The 16,767-nt window shown below is 44.6% G+C and carries 12 protein-coding genes and 2 pseudogenes; 7 read left to right on the top strand and 7 right to left on the bottom strand.

Annotated features, from left to right (window positions below):
- The first annotated feature begins 70 nt into the window (after positions 1–70).
- Positions 71–1,114, top strand: coding sequence for a GMP reductase (locus P7F88_RS05895; RefSeq protein WP_277822770.1), 1,044 nt, complete (start codon positions 71–73; stop codon positions 1,112–1,114).
- 273 nt (positions 1,115–1,387) lie between these two features.
- Here the strand turns inward: P7F88_RS05895 and gcvP are convergent, their stop codons facing one another.
- Positions 1,388–4,273 (bottom strand): aminomethyl-transferring glycine dehydrogenase, encoded by a 2,886-nt coding sequence (gene gcvP / locus P7F88_RS05890; RefSeq protein ID WP_277822768.1) that lies wholly within the window; start codon positions 4,271–4,273, stop codon positions 1,388–1,390.
- 44 nt (positions 4,274–4,317) lie between these two features.
- Positions 4,318–4,698: a glycine cleavage system protein GcvH gene (gcvH, locus tag P7F88_RS05885; protein ID WP_277822766.1), complete on the bottom strand. Its 381-nt coding sequence runs from the start codon at positions 4,696–4,698 to the stop codon at positions 4,318–4,320.
- 433 nt (positions 4,699–5,131) lie between these two features.
- On the opposite strand from gcvH, the gene P7F88_RS05880 reads away from it, so the two are divergent.
- From P7F88_RS05880 to elbB, 6 genes and pseudogenes are all read left to right on the top strand, one after another.
- Positions 5,132–5,755, top strand: coding sequence for a helix-turn-helix domain-containing protein (locus tag P7F88_RS05880; protein ID WP_277822764.1), 624 nt, complete (start codon positions 5,132–5,134; stop codon positions 5,753–5,755).
- A gap of 102 nt (positions 5,756–5,857) precedes the next feature.
- Positions 5,858–6,974: pseudogene (gene gcvT, locus P7F88_RS05875) on the top strand (glycine cleavage system aminomethyltransferase GcvT).
- Between the two features lie 124 nt (positions 6,975–7,098).
- Complete coding sequence (locus P7F88_RS05870) at positions 7,099–8,193, top strand: S1 family peptidase (protein WP_277822762.1); 1,095 nt, start codon at positions 7,099–7,101, stop codon at positions 8,191–8,193.
- 173 nt (positions 8,194–8,366) lie between these two features.
- The gene (locus P7F88_RS05865) at positions 8,367–9,161 is read left to right on the top strand and encodes an HAD-IIB family hydrolase (protein WP_277822760.1); all 795 of its coding nucleotides are present in this window, start codon (positions 8,367–8,369) and stop codon (positions 9,159–9,161) included.
- A gap of 297 nt (positions 9,162–9,458) precedes the next feature.
- On the top strand, positions 9,459–11,480 hold the full coding sequence (gene fusA / locus P7F88_RS05860; protein WP_277822758.1) for an elongation factor G: 2,022 nt from the start codon (positions 9,459–9,461) through the stop codon (positions 11,478–11,480).
- 71 nt (positions 11,481–11,551) lie between these two features.
- Entirely contained in the window at positions 11,552–12,202 is a 651-nt protein-coding gene (gene elbB / locus P7F88_RS05855) for an isoprenoid biosynthesis glyoxalase ElbB (RefSeq protein WP_277822756.1), read from the top strand.
- A 46-nt stretch (positions 12,203–12,248) separates the two neighbouring features.
- Here elbB and P7F88_RS05850 read toward each other — a convergent pair whose 3' ends face one another.
- From P7F88_RS05850 to P7F88_RS05830, 5 genes and pseudogenes are all read right to left on the bottom strand, one after another.
- Positions 12,249–12,596: a rhodanese-like domain-containing protein gene (locus P7F88_RS05850; RefSeq protein ID WP_422127808.1), complete on the bottom strand. Its 348-nt coding sequence runs from the start codon at positions 12,594–12,596 to the stop codon at positions 12,249–12,251.
- Positions 12,597–12,682: 86 nt separating this feature from the next.
- Positions 12,683–13,708 carry a sensor domain-containing diguanylate cyclase gene (locus tag P7F88_RS05845; protein WP_277822752.1) on the bottom strand — a complete coding sequence of 342 codons (1,026 nt, stop codon included), beginning with the start codon at positions 13,706–13,708 and terminating at the stop codon, positions 12,683–12,685.
- A 162-nt stretch (positions 13,709–13,870) separates the two neighbouring features.
- Positions 13,871–14,982: pseudogene (locus P7F88_RS05840) on the bottom strand (ABC transporter ATP-binding protein).
- Between the two features lie 5 nt (positions 14,983–14,987).
- The gene (locus P7F88_RS05835) at positions 14,988–15,845 is read right to left on the bottom strand and encodes a carbohydrate ABC transporter permease (protein ID WP_277822750.1); all 858 of its coding nucleotides are present in this window, start codon (positions 15,843–15,845) and stop codon (positions 14,988–14,990) included.
- Complete coding sequence (locus P7F88_RS05830) at positions 15,842–16,765, bottom strand: carbohydrate ABC transporter permease (protein ID WP_277822748.1); 924 nt, start codon at positions 16,763–16,765, stop codon at positions 15,842–15,844. Before P7F88_RS05830 ends, P7F88_RS05835 begins: the two co-directional genes overlap by 4 nt.
- Between the last annotated feature and the right edge of the window lie 2 nt (positions 16,766–16,767).

The raw sequence follows: 16,767 nt of genomic DNA, 5'->3' as shown, positions 1-16,767 counted from the left end.
GCGTTACTGAGCACTGCTCAAAGTGTTGCCGTGTGAAGGACACACAGTTTAACAATCAAGGAATTGCACAATGCGTATCGAACAAGAACTTAAGCTTGGTTTTAAAGATGTACTGTTTCGCCCTAAGCGTTCAACTCTTAAAAGCCGCTCTCAAGTAAATTTAACCCGCGAGTTTACATTCAAGCATAGCGGTCGTCAATGGTCAGGTGTACCTGTGATTGCTGCTAATATGGACTCTGTGGCGAGCTTTGAAATGGCTGCGGCTCTTGCTGAACACAATGTAATGACTGCGGTTCACAAACACTACACGGTTGAAGATTGGGCTGAGTTCGTTAAAAATGCCGACGCGAAAACACTGAATAACGTGATGGTATCTACTGGTACTTCTGATGCTGAATTCCAGAAGACTCTGGATATTATGGCGCTTTCTGACGACCTTATCTTTATCTGTATCGATATTGCTAATGGTTACTCTGAACACCTTGTTGAGTACGTAAGCCGAGTGCGTGAAGCGTTTCCGGAAAAAGTAATCTCTGCTGGTAACGTTGTAACAGGCGATATGGTGGAAGAACTTATTCTTGCTGGTGCCGATATCGTTAAAGTAGGTATTGGCCCTGGTTCTGTATGTACAACACGTGTTAAAACTGGTGTTGGTTACCCTCAGCTTTCTGCTATCATCGAGTGTGCTGATGCGGCGCACGGCCTTGGTGGTCGCATCATCGGTGACGGTGGCTGTGCATGTGCCGGTGATGTATCAAAAGCGTTCGGTGGCGGTGCAGATTTCGTAATGCTTGGCGGCATGCTGGCAGGTCACGAAGAGTCAGGCGGTGATGTTGTCGAAGTGGATGGCGAGAAGTTTATGAAGTTCTACGGAATGAGCTCTCAGTCAGCTATGGACAAGCATTCTGGCGGTGTTGCACAGTACCGCGCTGCTGAAGGCAAAACCGTACTATTACCATACCGTGGTAGCGTTCATGGCACTATCTCAGACATCCTTGGCGGCGTGCGTTCAACCTGTACATATGTAGGTGCAGCAAAGCTTAAAGAGCTAACTAAGCGCACCACATTCATCCGCGTACAAGAGCAAGAGAACAACGTTTTCGGTAAAGAGTAAAACACCGAGCTTTCGAAAATTTGAATTATGGGAGCCGCTTTTAGCGGCTTTCTTTTTGGTATTTTACGGGCTTTGCTCTTTAATACCCCCTCGTTCCAGACGCTCCGCGTGGGAATGCCTACCGAACTCATGACATCCTTATGCTAATGAAAATAAACCAGATATGTTCAAGTGGCGTGTTGTATTTAAGGATAAAAAAAGCGAACCATTTCTGGCTCGCTTTTCGAAATTAGCTGATTTAAACCGACTTAATCAGGTGTCCTCAACAAAAACTCACTCATCCACATATTCATCAATCGAAGGGCATGAACAGATCAAATTTCTGTCTCCATATACATTGTCAACACGATTAACCGTTGGCCAGTACTTAGAAGCTCTTACTTGCTTAGATGGGAAGAACGCTAGTTCGCGAGAGTAAGGATGTTCCCAGTTGCTTTCAGTTACATCTGCCTGAGTATGCGGAGCATTCACAAGAGGGTTGTCTTCAAGTGGCCACTCGCCAGATTTCACCTTGTTCATCTCTTCGCGGATAGAAATCATCGCATCACAGAATCTATCTAACTCTTCCAAATCTTCTGACTCTGTTGGTTCAACCATCAGCGTGCCTGCAACCGGGAAAGACATCGTCGGAGCGTGGAATCCGTAATCCATCAAACGCTTAGCGATATCTTCTTCACTGATTCCGGTTTCTTCCTTAAGTGGGCGAATATCAATAATACACTCGTGTGCAACACGGCCATTTGAGCCACGATAAAGTACTGGATAATGAGGAAGAAGACGCTCTGTTACGTAGTTAGCGTTTAGGATCGCGACCTTAGTTGCTTCAGTAAGCCCTACTTCACCCATCATCGCGATATACGCCCATGAGATTGACAGAATAGACGCACTACCCATATCAGCCGCCGCAACAGCGTACTCTTTACCTTCGATACCATTTTCAATATGTCCCGGTAAGAAAGGCGCAAGGTGAGATTTTACGCCGATTGGTCCCATGCCCGGGCCGCCGCCACCGTGAGGGATACAGAAGGTCTTGTGCAGGTTAAGGTGAGACACATCCGAGCCGATAAAACCAGGAGAGGTTAAACCAACCTGTGCGTTCATGTTCGCGCCGTCAAGATAAACCTGACCGCCGGCTGCATGCACCATATCACAAACTTGCTGCACCTGCTCTTCATACACACCGTGCGTAGAAGGGTAGGTGATCATAATGCTGGATAGGTTATCTTTGTGCTTTTCTATCTTCGCACCCAGATCCTGAACATCGATATTCCCGTTTTCATCACATTTAACCACAACCACTTTTTGCGACATCATCGATGCCGTTGCCGGGTTAGTGCCGTGCGCGGAACTTGGGATCAGACAGATATTACGGTGACCCTCACCTCGGCTCTGATGGTAGCGTTGGATTGCAAGCAAACCTGCATATTCACCGGATGCGCCAGAGTTCGGCTGAAGAGAAAACTCATCGTAACCTGTTATTTCACACAGCATCTTCTTAAGTGAAGTTGCAAGTGCGCTATAACCAGCAGCTTGCTCTTGAGGTACAAACGGGTGGATAGAACCAAATTCCGGCCAGGTTACTGGGATCATTTCTGCTGCCGCATTGAGCTTCATGGTGCAGCTGCCCAGAGGGATCATACCGTGCGTCAGGGAGAAATCTTTGTTTTCCAACTGCTTCAGGTAACGCATCATCTGAGTTTCACTGTGGTGCGTGTTAAATACCGGATGAGTAAGGAACTCAGACTCACGACGACAGTTTTCTGGGATTGCAGCGAACTCATTCTGAGCGATTTCAGAAGATAAGCTTTCTACTGATTCTTTAACACCAAATACAGAGAACAGTGTTTCAATGTCTTGCGTGGTCGTTGTTTCATCCAGACTTACGCCAAGTTTGTTGTCAAACTTACGTAGGTTGATATCTGCTTGGCGTGCCGCTTTGTATAGCGCTTCGGTTTTATCGTTGCTTAACACGGTAATGGTGTCAAAGAAGCTGTTGTGCTCTAACTCGAAACCAGACTTAGTCAGGCCAGCAGCCAGAACGGCGGTCATATGATGGGTACGACGGGCGATAGTCTTCAGACCTTCGCTTCCATGATATACAGCGTAGAAAGCAGCCATGTTTGCAAGTAACGCTTGAGCGGTACAGATGTTTGACGTCGCTTTCTCACGGCGAATATGCTGCTCGCGGGTCTGCATTGCCATTCGAAGTGCCTGATTGCCTTTCGAATCGATAGAAACACCAATAACTCGGCCCGGCATTGTTCGCTTGTGCTTGTCACGAGTCGCCATAAATGCTGCGTGAGGGCCGCCGTATCCCATAGGAACACCAAAGCGCTGTGCACTACCAATTACAACATCAGCACCCATTTCACCTGCAGGTTTTAACAGCGTAGAGGCAAGCAAATCAGTCGCAACTGTCACTACCGTTTTATTGGCTTGAGCTGCAGCGATAATGTCAGTTAGATCACGTACTTCACCTGTAGTTGACGGATATTGAAGCAGAGCACCAAAAAAGTCCTGCTCAGCAAGTGTATCGATATTCGCAACAAGCACCTCGAAGCCAAAGAACTCCGCACGAGTTTTAACAACTTCAATGGTTTGAGGGTGCACATCGTCAGCAACAAAGAAGACCTTGCTCTTACTTTTACCAGCGCGCTTACAAAGTGACATTGCCTCGGCTGCCGCCGTTGCTTCATCAAGAAGTGAAGCGTTCGCAATTTCCATCCCGGTAAGATCCATCACCATCTGCTGGAAGTTAAGTAGTGCTTCAAGACGACCCTGTGATATCTCTGGCTGGTATGGTGTATATGCGGTATACCAACCCGGATTTTCCAACACATTACGCAGAATGACATTTGGAACAAACGTATTGTAGTAGCCCTGACCGATGAAAGTGCGCTTTATCTGGTTTTGATTAGCGAACTCCTTCATCTGCGCCAGCATATCGAATTCGCTCATCGGGCCTTCAAGAGAAAGCGGATTTTCAAGGCGAATCGATTTAGGTACTGTCTGCTCAATCAACTGATCCAGGCTTTCGGCCTTAATCGTGTTAAGCATTTTAGATTGATCTGATTTGTTCGGTCCGTTATGGCGCGCTACAAATTCGTTTTGGGTGTTTAGCTGACTTAACAAGCTCTGGTGATTAGTTAGATCTGTCATGTTTCCTTACCTTTTAAAAGCACTTTGCTTCTAAAATTCCGTTATTACTCTTCTTCGATGCTTTCTAGGTATTCTTCTGCACCTTTCAGGTTGTCAAGCTCTTCTGGATCGGACATTTTTACGCGTGCAATCCATCCACCTTCATAAGGTTCTTCGTTAACTAACTCTGGGCTATCTTCCAGCTCTTCGTTGATTTCAACGATTTCACCGGTAATTGGTGCGTAAATGTCAGATGCTGCTTTAACTGATTCAACTAGTGAGAAACTTTCACCAGCTTCAATTTCGTCTTCAATATCTGGCAGGTCTACAAACACTACATCGCCAAGCATTTTTTGTGCGTGGTCAGAAATACCGATAGTTACAGTACCGTCGCCATTGTCTTTAACCCACTCGTGACTATCAGCAAATTTCAGTGTCATATCCATGTATCAAATCTCCGATTCGTATTTAAGTCATTAAGAGCAGAATCCTGCTCGAATAAATTCTGTTTATCAGACAAACCTATTTTTTCGCCGTTAATGGTTTCACCGTTAATGAGCATAGCTTTCCTTTTGGAAATTGTTATCTCTTAAGGGCCGTTTGTCCGGTTAGATGTGATCCAGCTCTTGCATTGCAAAATTGATTGGTTTTGGTTCTACTTCTGCTTGTTAATGCAGCGCGTATACGTTTGCGTGTATCATCAATTGTTCATCTAACAAGGACGTAACATACCTTTACTGGAATCATTGATCAAACAAAAATTTCCTATTGGAAATTTTTCCTTGCGATGCACCAAAATAGGGCCATACTTGGTGCAATACTTGAAAACTCATCTGCTTGTGTGAGAATGCAGGGAGATACATGGAAGAAGAGAGTCTCATGCCTAACGAATTTCTGGATGAATACCCATCAATCACCTTAGCAAAAGAGAAAGTTGACGAGAACATAGAACCTCTGAAACTGGGTGAGAAAATAAAAGATATCCGTGCCAAATTAGGGATAACACTGGAGGAGGCGAGTCAGCGTACAGGCCTTGCCAGGTCGACGCTTTCAAAAATAGAGAACGAGCAAATCTCTCCTACGTTTCAGGCCATGCAGAAGCTGGCATCGGGGCTGCAAATCGATATGCCCCAATTGTTCGAACCACCAAAATCTAAGGCGGCAACAGGCCGCAGAGATATCACCCGACATGAGCAGGGTAAACCGCATCCTACGTCAACTTATGAGCACGAACTGTTAGCAACACAGCTTTCCAATAAGAAAATGATGCCCTTTAAAACCAGAGTGCGAGCAAGAAGCTTTGACGATTACGGTGACTGGGTTAAGCATGATGGTGAAGAGTTTTTGCTGGTTCTTGAAGGTGAAGTAACCTTGTTCACTGAGTTCTACGAGCCAATTAACCTCTGCGAAGGGGACAGTGTGTATTACGACGCAAGTATGGGCCATATGCTTGCGTCTGTAAGCGAAACAGATGCGCTAATCCTCTGGGTTACAGCAAAATAGTTTTTCTTGTCATTGCCTCCGTTAATCTGCTATTAATGTTTCAAAGTAAATTTATCCACTATTGGAAACATTAACGCAGATTTCAGTCTTTATGGAGGAAGTATGACAGAGTTACTAAAAACCCCGCTTCACGCATTACACGTTGAAGCAGGTGCAAAAATGGTCCCGTTTGCCGGTTATGATATGCCTGTTCAGTACGCACTGGGCGTGAAAAAAGAACATTTGCATACACGTGATGCTGCGGGGCTGTTTGATGTTTCACATATGGGACAACTTCGTCTGAAAGGCGAAGACGCTGCCAAAGTGATGGAATCACTTGTTCCTGTGGATATTATCGACCTGCCTTCTGGCAAGCAACGTTACGCCTTCTTTACCAATGAGCAGGGCGGCATTCTTGATGACTTGATGGTCACTAACTTTGGTGACCACCTTTTTGTTGTTGTGAATGCGGCATGTAAAGCGCAAGATATTGCTCATATTCAATCTAGCCTTCCTGATAACGTCGAACTTGAGATTATCGAAGATCGCGCGCTTTTGGCTCTACAGGGACCAAAAGCAGCAGAAGTATTGGCACGTCTCCAGCCGGCTGTCGCCGACATGGTATTTATGGATGCAAAAATCATCGAGCTGGACAGTGTTGAGTGCTATGTGAGCCGAAGTGGTTACACAGGTGAAGATGGTTATGAAATCTCTGTTCCAGCAGATAAAGCTGCGGAGTTCGCTAAAAAACTGACTGAATTTGAGGAAGTTGAGTGGATTGGTTTAGGTGCGCGAGATTCACTTCGCCTGGAATGTGGTCTGTGCTTATACGGACACGATCTGGACACAACCACTACGCCAGTTGAAGCAAGCTTGCTTTGGGGTATCAGTAAAATTCGTAGAGCGGACGGAGAAAGAGCGGGTGGATTCCCTGGCGCTGATATCGTATTAGAGCAGATTCAGACAAAAGCAGTCGAGCGTAAGAGGGTTGGCCTTGTTGGGCAAACCAAAGCTCCGGTTCGTGAAGGGTGCAAATTATTTGATCTAAACGACAATGAAATCGGTATTGTTACTAGTGGCACTGCGGGGCCAAATGCGGGTAAGCCAGTTTCTATGGGCTATGTAAAAACTGAGTCTCGCTGCTGTAGGCACCGAAGTATTTGCTGAAGTCCGTGGCAAAAAGCTAGCAATGACTATCGAGAAAATGCCGTTTGTGCCACAGCGCTATTACCGGGGTTGATTTAGCACTAAAACGTGAAAAATTTGGCATATAACCGATAATTACAAATAACCTGCTTTTTTCTATTTCTAATCTATGAATTAAGCAGGTACTATACTTTTTCACGTTGGTTGAAGGTTACTGTATGAAAAAGAAAAACATTTATGGGTTGGCTCTGCTTGCTGCATTCTCATTTAGCCCATACTCTTTCGCAGCAGATGTAGAGATAGCGCCTCAGATTGTTAACGGTAATGATGTTACTTCAGCGTCAACTTACCCATCCTACGCCCGTCTGGTTGCATGGATAGATTATAATAATGGGAGTTACTCATATAGTCGTTATTGCGGAGCAACTATACTAGATGACTACCACATACTAACGGCTGCCCACTGTGTTTATATTAATAGCAATAGTACTGAAGAAAGTATGCTGTTTACGTATGTCTACCCCCAGTTGACAAATGAGTCAGTAACGAATCTAGCAAGTTCTTCGACGCCAAAAGTTAGGATTTCTGAAGTTTATTATCCAGACTCCTACAATAACTCGACACTCTATCATGATGTGGCTGTATTGAAGCTTGAATCACCTTTAACGAATTTCTCGCTTTCTGGTAGTTATGCTGCAAACCTCCCTGCATCGGGGGATGATGCAACTACAAGTGGTGGATATCGAGAAACGGGATTAACGAATAATTTCACAGCTGTTGGTCATGGTAATACCTCTAGCGATGTTGATAACACAAACACCCTTCAGTATGCCACTTTGACTTATGTTCCTAATGCCAACTGTAATTATACTGCTGAAACAGATTACAATTTGTGCATGGAAGGAGATATTTCTTTTAGTTCATCTGGTAACGAAAATCTGGAAGCATCTACCTGTAATGGCGATTCCGGAGGCCCGCTTTACTGGGTTGATGGCAGTACACAAAAACTAGTTGGGGTGACCAGTTACGGACCAGCATCTATCTGTGGCGACCCAGACGTGTCCTACGGAGCAACATCAGTTTTCTCAGAAGTCCTAGACTTTAATACCTGGATTAACAGCGCTACGAGTGGTGCTGAAACGGCGAAATATACTTTTACCGAAGCTGAAAGACAAAACTTCCGTGATGGTAATTATACCTACAAGTATTCAGCTCAACCTGTGACAATAACCTCATCAGGCAGCAGTGGTGGTTCTGTACCATTCTGGGCTCTATTCTTTGTTGGAGGACTGGCTCTTCTAAGAAGAAAGTAATTCGTTTAAAAAGGAATAAGATCTCTGCCTTCGCAGAGATGACGATTTCCATAGAGCCACCTGCTGCCACAGGTGGTTTTTTATTGCCTAAAGTTAATAGGTATCTAATTTGTATTAAAATTGCCCATCAAGTTTGCTAGTATTAGCCAAATTCCAAATTAAAGAGCATCACCGTGACGACATCAAAATTACTCGCCAGCGACTACGACAAAACATTTTTCTATAAAACTAATCCTGAAGCTTTAGAGGTTAACCTTCAGGCGGTAGAAAAGTGGAGAGAGAAAGGCAACCTTTTCGCTATCAGTACCGGGCGTGATGCTGCCAGTATCGGGTTCGAACGTAAGGTAAGAGATGTCGATTACGACTATCTGGTTTCTCTAAATGGATCATTTATTGTCGATAAAGACGATAATGTTCTTTTTAAAAGTGCACTTGAGCATGATTTGGCAAAAGACATTGCTGCAATGTTACGTGAACAGTTTGACGACGAACTAATTGTCTCTAACGGCTTTGATGGATGTAATTTTACTAATCGCAAAAAGAGTCAGACCGATGCGGTTGCGAGAGAAGCGTTTGAGCGCAACTCCAAAATCTATAGTAAAACCATAGAAGAATCGCTTGAAGGTGAAGTACTGCTGCTTGGGTGTTTAAGCGAAGATTTAGAACAGGCACAAAAGGTGCGAGGCGAGATCTTGGATCTGTACTCTGATCAGGTTGAAGTTTTTATTAACCTAAATTATATCAACATAGTGCCGAAGGGCATCAGCAAGGCAAGTGGGATTGAGCTAATCGCTAAGCATGCGGGTGTTGCAACAGATGCAGTGTTGGCTATTGGTGATGATTACAACGACATTCCAATGGTCGAATCTTTTGTTGGTTATGCAGTCGCTAATGCAAAACCAGAAGTAAAAGCGGTGGCTAACGAGGTATTCGAAAGTGTAGCGGAACTGATCGAGAAAAAAATGTAAGTTCCACTTATCTATATTAGCAGAGAGATATGTCAGCCGAGAGAATCTGATACCTAGTTGGCATTTTTTAACTCTGCTACAACATTAGCGTCACAGCTATGAAATAAATCACATTTTTTATGGGGAAATAGGTTCAAGCTATATAACAAAGGATTGCGATGAACGGATTATTTTAATACCAAATGCATATTCCCATCCGAAAAATGACCTGGAAGACGAGTAGGCGGTTTGCCACCGCCAACTCCGAGAAAGTTTTGTGTTTAAATTTCTTAATCTTCCAGCTTTTAGGAGGTCTATATGCCAAACAGAATTCGCAATATTGCATTTGTTGGCCAAACTGGTACCGGTAAAACCAGCCTTGTTGAACGTCTGTTGTTTGAAGCTAAAGCAATAACGACATTGGGTAGCGTTGATTCTGGTGACACTGTCACTGACTTTGATGCCCAGTCTATTCAATACCACCATTCCATTGAAGCAACTCCCGTAACACTCACACACAACAATCACAGAATGAATGTCATCGATACTCCCGGACAGGCAGAGTTGCTTGGGCGTACGTTCAGCATATTCCCTGCCGTGGAAACGACAGCGTTAGTGTTAGATGCAAATACCCCATTAAGTCAGGTTTCAGATCGGTTATTCGAATTTGGCAAAGAGCAGCAGAAATGCCAGATGATAGTAGTCAATAAAATCGATCAGAACCCGAATAAAATCATTGAGCTTGTCGCAGAGATTCAGGACAGATTTGGCGATTGCTGTTTGCCAATCAACTTACCATCCGAAGATGCTGCTGATGTAGTTGATTGCTACTTTGAACCAGAATACGACAAACCAACCTTGTTCGATGATGCAACATCTGCCCATGAGCGTTTGATTGATCAGGTGATCGAAGTTGATGAAGAGTTAATGGAGATTTATCTGGAGCAAGGTTCGGAGCTTTCACCCACTCAATTGCATGACCCGTTTGAAGAGGCGTTAAGAACTGGCCACATAGTGCCTATATGTTTTGTCTCGTCTGAAAGTAATGCTGGCGTAGAATTGTTACTAAAAACTCTCGGCGAGATCATGCCGATGCCAGTTGAAGGCAACCCTCCTCTGCTTGAAAAGAACGGTAAGCAGATCCCGGTAGATTGTGACACTCTTGAGCATACTGTAGCACATGTCTATAAGGTAACCGTTGACCCTTATATGGGCAAGATGGCCTATTTAAGAGTGTTCCAGGGCGAAATAAATGCGGGTAGCCAGTTGTATGTTGGTGAGAGCAATAAAGCATTTAAAGTTGGTCACCTGTATCAGCTACAAGGAAAAGACCGAATTGAAATTTCTCGCGCCATTGCTGGTGATTTCTGTGTATTAGCCAAAGTTGATGATCTGGGCTTTGATTCAGTGGTACACGATTCGCACGATGAAGATGGCGTTCATATGCGCACCCTCAACTTCCCACAATCAATGTACAGTCTGGTCGTGCGTCCTAAGAAGCGGGGAGATGAACAAAAACTATCAGAGGTATTAGGCCGAATAGAGGCAGAAGATCCTTCTTTACGCATTGAACACCGAGTAAGAACCAATGAAACCTTGCTAAGCGGGCAAGGGGAGTTCCATCTAAAAGTCGCTTTGGAAAAGATGGAAAGTGTTTATAAGCTTGAAGTGGAAACCAGTCAGCCGAGTGTTGAGTACTTCGAAACCATCACTAAGCCAGCAGAAGGGCAATACCGCCATAAAAAACAGAGTGGTGGAGCCGGGCAGTTTGGTGAAGTGCAACTAAAAGTGCGTCCGCTTGATAGAGGGGAAGGCTTTAGTTTCGTGAATAAGGTTGTTGGTGGTGCGATTCCAACGGCTCTGATCCCGGCAGTAGAGAAAGGCATTCGTCAGGCGCTGGAAGAAGGTGCGATATCCGGTAACCCTATCAAGGATATCGAGGTTACGGTTTATGATGGCAAATACCATTCAGTGGACTCAAAAGAAATTGCCTTTGTTATAGCAGGTAAAAAAGCGTTTCTTGAGGCGGTAGAAAAAGCTGGGCCAATCGTACTAGAGCCTATTGTCGCGATGGATCTTCATATCCCAATCAGTGCAGTTGGTGATGTTTCTGGTGATCTGTCTGGTAACCGTGGCCTGATTGAAGGGACACACCCTGAATCAGCAAATTTTACACTTCTGAAAGCCAAGTCTCCTATCAATGAGTTGCAAGATTACTCACGTCGTTTGAGAGCGTTAACCGGAGGTGAAGGCAGCTTCAGTATGACACTGAGCCACTATGAACCAGCGCCACCAGCGGTTCAGAAACGTGTTTGCGCAGAAGCTGCTGAAGAGAAATAACGTAAGCTGTATATACTGATATTAAGGCGGGCTTGTCCCGCCTTCGCTTTGACACAAATAAGGATGCTGCCATGAGCAAAAAAGTAGCGGTTGTTCTGTCTGGTTGTGGTGTTTTTGACGGGGCAGAAATTAATGAAGCGGTGTTAACCCTATTAGCGGTAGAGCAGGAAGGTGCTGAATATCAGGCGTTCGCGCCGGATAAAGACCAGTTTCATGTGATTGAGCACAATAATGGTCAGGAACTTCTGGAAGGAAGAAATGTATTGGTTGAAGCCGCGCGAATTGTGCGTGGAAATGTGCTGGCACTGGATAAGCTAGACGTAGAAGAGTTTGATGCCTTGCTTATCCCCGGTGGTTTTGGCGTGGCTAAAAACCTATCTGATTTCGCGATAAGCGGTGACAAACTACAAATGGATTCAACGTTTGAAAGAGTATTACTGGCGTTCAAACAGGCAGAGAAACCCGTCGGTTATATGTGCATTGCTCCCGTACTAATGCCAAAGATTTATGCAGGAGTGAAGTGTACCATTGGCAGCGATGAAGCAACGGCGCAGGTTATTAATGCGTTAGGCGGGGAGCATATCAACTGCCCGGTTGATGATATTGTCGTGGATGACAAATATAAAGTGGTAAGCACGCCAGCTTATATGCTCGCTAGCAATATTTCAGAGGCTAAATCTGGTATCGATAAGTTAGTTCATGCCACCTTATCAATGGCATGATACCTGTTCTTGAGTTGTGCTGTGGTGAGTGATTACAGATTCACGCTTAATTATGTTGAGCGTGAATCATCTCTTCCAGGCCACCACCATTATGAACATTGGTAAAGCCAACTTTCTCCAAATAAGCTTTTGCCTGGCCTGAACGGTTTCCACTTCGGCAATAAACCACAATATTCTGATTTTTATCGATATCCTTGAAAGCACTGCCTATGGTGTTTAGAGGAAGGTTTATTGAATTATCCAGATGCTTAGCGTTGTATTCGCCAGGCGTTCTCACATCAACCAGTAAAGCGCCATTCTCGACTTGTTGCCACGCAACGTCCGCTCGTTCAGAAGCTGATGTAGTGGCAGATACAGCAAGAAGGCTAAGTGATAATAACAAGCTTCGCAGTATTGTATGTCCTTTGAGCACAATTATTCCTTTTCAAGGTCGTAGGTAGACGTAGATGATATCAATATACACTTTTGTCTCCAACACCGCTAAAACTGTTCCACGCGATTCCGACCATTCCGTTTTGCGTGGTACAGTGCTTTGTCTGCGTTAATGATTAGGCTGTCTAAACTGCCTTTCTGGGAATGAGCAGATGCAACACCGATGCTGGTGGTTATACTGATAGCCGTATCCTCGATGATGAGCGGTGTTTTAGATACGCTGAGCAGGATCTTTCTTGCGAGTTGTAAAGCGCCGTATTTGTCTGTCATCGGTAAAAATATTACAAACTCCTCTCCCCCAAACCGGCATAAAATGTCTGAGGTTCGAATCGTTTTTTTAAGATTTTGAGCAAACTGAATAAGCACTTTATCGCCAACCATATGACCATATCTGTCATTAATAGATTTAAATAGATCCAGATCGAGATAGAGTAGGGAAGAGTCCATTTCGGAATCAATATTTTCTAGTAACCTCTCAACATTTTCAAAAAAGTAACGCCTGTTACCTATTCCGGTCAACTGATCGGTAAATGCTTGCTCCTGTAATAGCACGTTGGATTGAGCTAACTTTTTGGTGCGATTTTTGACGGTTTTTTCAAGTTTTCTATTGAGCTCTTCTAGCTCTGTCTGAGCATTAGATAAGTCGGTTACATCACGGGCAAGCCCAAAAACACGCTTGGAACCATCAGCCTCATCGGTAATGGGGATTAACATGGTATTGAAGTAACGGTATTCACCATCAGCCCCCAAAAATCCTTCGTAGTAGCTGATAGGCGCATTTCGCCTCAGGCAGTTCATATATTTAGCCTGAAGACTTTTTGCGAGCTCTTCTCCCATGAAGTTGCGTAATTTTTGGTTGATGATTTTATTCGGAGGAAGCTTAAGTAATTTCGTCTGGGCAGGGTTGATATCCTCGGTAACAAAGTCACCGTCTTCGTCGAGTACCATAACAAACATATGGTCTTCGGTATTATGCCAGAAGTGTTCAAGTAATGTCTGTTTACCCAACTGCACCGAGGTTGGGTTATCTTTTTGCCTGAAATAGGTTTGCCAGTCCTGATATTTGTTGTTCACCCGACTACTCCCTGAGCGCAACGTAACAGCTAATAAATCGATTACATTAGTAGATACTTATATCATCAATTTATGATTATTTGAATGTGTTAGAAGATGTTTTTATGAAGCAGGTTTCACTTCAGGGGTGATGTGGTTGAAAGTCACCCCTGAAAAAGTGATCTAAAATTCGATACGTTCCTCCGTTTCTCCATCGAAATATACGGCTCGTGACAGGTCAAAGTTTAAAGAGGCGCTTTCGCCTGGTTGAGCTTCAAACTCGGGAGAAAGGCGACAAGCGACATCCTGATTATTCACTTTAACCATAGCAATTGTGTCCGGCCCGGTTGGCTCTAACACCTCAAGCTTTAGCTCCAAACGGGTAGAAGCCGTATCATTTTCACTGTCTGTATCCGTAATATGTTCAGGTCTCAGACCGATAACCACTTTTTTCCATCTTGTTGACGCATAGAGTCGGGCAGACGAATCTGGTGTTCGGCACCTTCGCTGCCTGTAACTTTAATGATTGGTTCATCATTGTCATCCAGATCAACCATGGTATGGATAAAGTTCATGGAGGGAGAGCCCATAAAGCCTGCAACAAACATATTGTTCGGTTTGTTATAGATCTCCTTTGGGCTACCGAGTTGTTGCAGTTCGCCATCTTTCATCACTGCTATTCGGTCGGCAAGTGTCATGGCTTCGATCTGATCGTGTGTTACGTACACAATGGTGGTGTTTAACTGTTGGTGGAGCCTTTTTATCTGGTGGCGCATTTCTACACGCAGTTTTGCGTCAAGGTTCGAAAGGGGCTCGTCGAAAAGGTATAGCTTAGGTCGACGAGCCAAGGCGCGTCCCATTGCGACACGCTGTCTCTGCCCCCCGGAGAGTTGTGAAGGCTTGCGATCAAGAAGGTGATCAATTTGAAGCATCTCGGAAACACGTTTTACTTCTGCGTCGATTTGCTGTTGAGGCATCTTCTTAATCTTTAAGCCAAATGCGATATTGCCTTCTACTGTCATATTTGGATAAAGGGCATAGGACTGAAATACCATAGCGATATCACGATCTTTTGGCTCGACGTTTGAAACGTCAACACCACCAATCAGTATTTCACCCGAATTGATGTCTTCTAAGCCCGCAATGGTATTCATCAGTGTAGACTTACCACACCCTGATGGGCCGACCAGGATGAGAAATTCACCGGAATCGATACTGATATCAATACCTTTTAACGTTTCTACGTCCGCGTTTCGGTAGGTTTTGCGGATCTGTTTTAAATCTAGTGTTGCCATTTTTATTATCCTTTTACTGATCCCGCGGTTAAACCACGAACGAAGTATTTTCCTGCTAAAACATAAACTAACAGTGTTGGCAGCGCAGCGATAATGGCCGCCGCCATATCAACGTTATACTCTTTCACGCCGGTACTAGTGTTTACCAGGTTGTTGAGTGCTACTGTAATTGGCTGAGTATCTGAGCCTGAATAAACTACGCCGAACAGGAAGTCATTCCAGATAGAAGTGAACTGCCAGATAACGGTTACCATGATGATTGGCAGCGATAAAGGAAGCATGATCTTAAAGAAAATGGTGAAGAACCCGGCACCGTCAAGCTTTGCGGCTTTTACAAGCTCATCAGGCACACCAACATAAAAGTTGCGGAAGAATAGGGTAGTAAACGCCAAACCGTAAATCACGTGAACGGCAACCAGACCAGTTGTGGTGTTTGCTAAACCTAGCTTACCCAGGGTTGTGGCCATAGGTAGTAGGATTACCTGAAACGGAATAAAGCAACCAAACAGCATGGCGCTAAAAAAGAAGTTAGAGCCACGGAACTGCCACTTGCTGATGACATAGCCATTAAACGCGCCAAGCAGTGTAGAAATGGCTACGGCCGGGATTACCATCTGCAAAGAGTTCCAGAAAAAGCCGTTTACACCTTCACATTTAACGCCGGTACAGGCTGAAGACCACGCCTTTCTCCATGCATCAAACACCCATTCAGATGGTAATGACAGCAGGTTACCCGTACGGATATCCGCCAACGATTTGAATGAAGTTGTTACCATTACAAACAGTGGCATCAGATAAATCAGGCAGAAAAAGAGAAGTACGGCGTAGATAAATGCGCGGCCAAGAGTCATTTTTGTATTCATGATTTCTGCTCCCTAAGTTCTGAGTAGAGATAAGGCACCAGAATCGCCAGAATACCGGCAAGCATCATCATTGCGCTGGCAGCACCAAGCCCGATTTGACCTCGGGTAAATGAGTGGGCGTACATAAACAGAGCTGGTAAGTCGGAAGAGTAACCCGGACCACCTGCCGTTAATACGGTGACAAGGTCAAAACTCTTAATGGCTATATGCGATGTGATGATAACCGCGCTAAAGAATACGGGTCTTAAGCACGGCAATATGATTCGAAAGTAGATAGTTGGCAAGCTGGCTCCATCGATTTGGGCTGCGCGGATGATTGAGCTGTCTATACCGCGTAATCCAGCCAGGAACATCGCCATTACAAACCCGGATGATTGCCACACAGCGGCGATAACCAACGTATAAACAGCCATCTCAGAGTTAACCAGCCAGTCAAAGCGAAAATCAAGATAACCCCAGTCATGCATAAGTTTCTCGATACCCAGCCCTGGGTTGAGTATCCACTTCCACGCTGTACCGGTCACAATAAATGAGAGCGCCATTGGGTAGAGATAAATAGTACGAATCGCACCTTCCTGGCGGATGTTTTGATCTAGCAAAATCGCAAGACCAACACCAATAACAATGGCCAGAAGCATAAATAGAATGCCGAAGATACCAAGGTTTATGATAGAGGTTATCCAACGGTCATTATCCATCAGCTTTTCATATTGCAGTGTGCCTACAAATTTATAGCTTGGCAGAAAACGAGAATTGGTCAGTGAAAGGAATGCTGTCCAGAGAATGTAGCCATAAATACAGACTAGTACCACCACCATTGAGGGAGCGAGTACTATTTTTGGCAACCAGTGCTGTAGTCTGTCGGCAAAGCTTCTTTGGGGAACAGGCTTTGTGTTAGGCGAAGTCAAAACACGCTCCATTT

The sequence above is a fragment of the Vibrio hannami genome, assembly GCF_029589055.1.
GTDB lineage: Bacteria > Pseudomonadota > Gammaproteobacteria > Enterobacterales > Vibrionaceae > Vibrio > Vibrio hannami.
The sequence above is the reverse complement of the archived record's forward strand: the minus strand, read 5'-3'. Positions and strand labels throughout refer to the sequence as shown.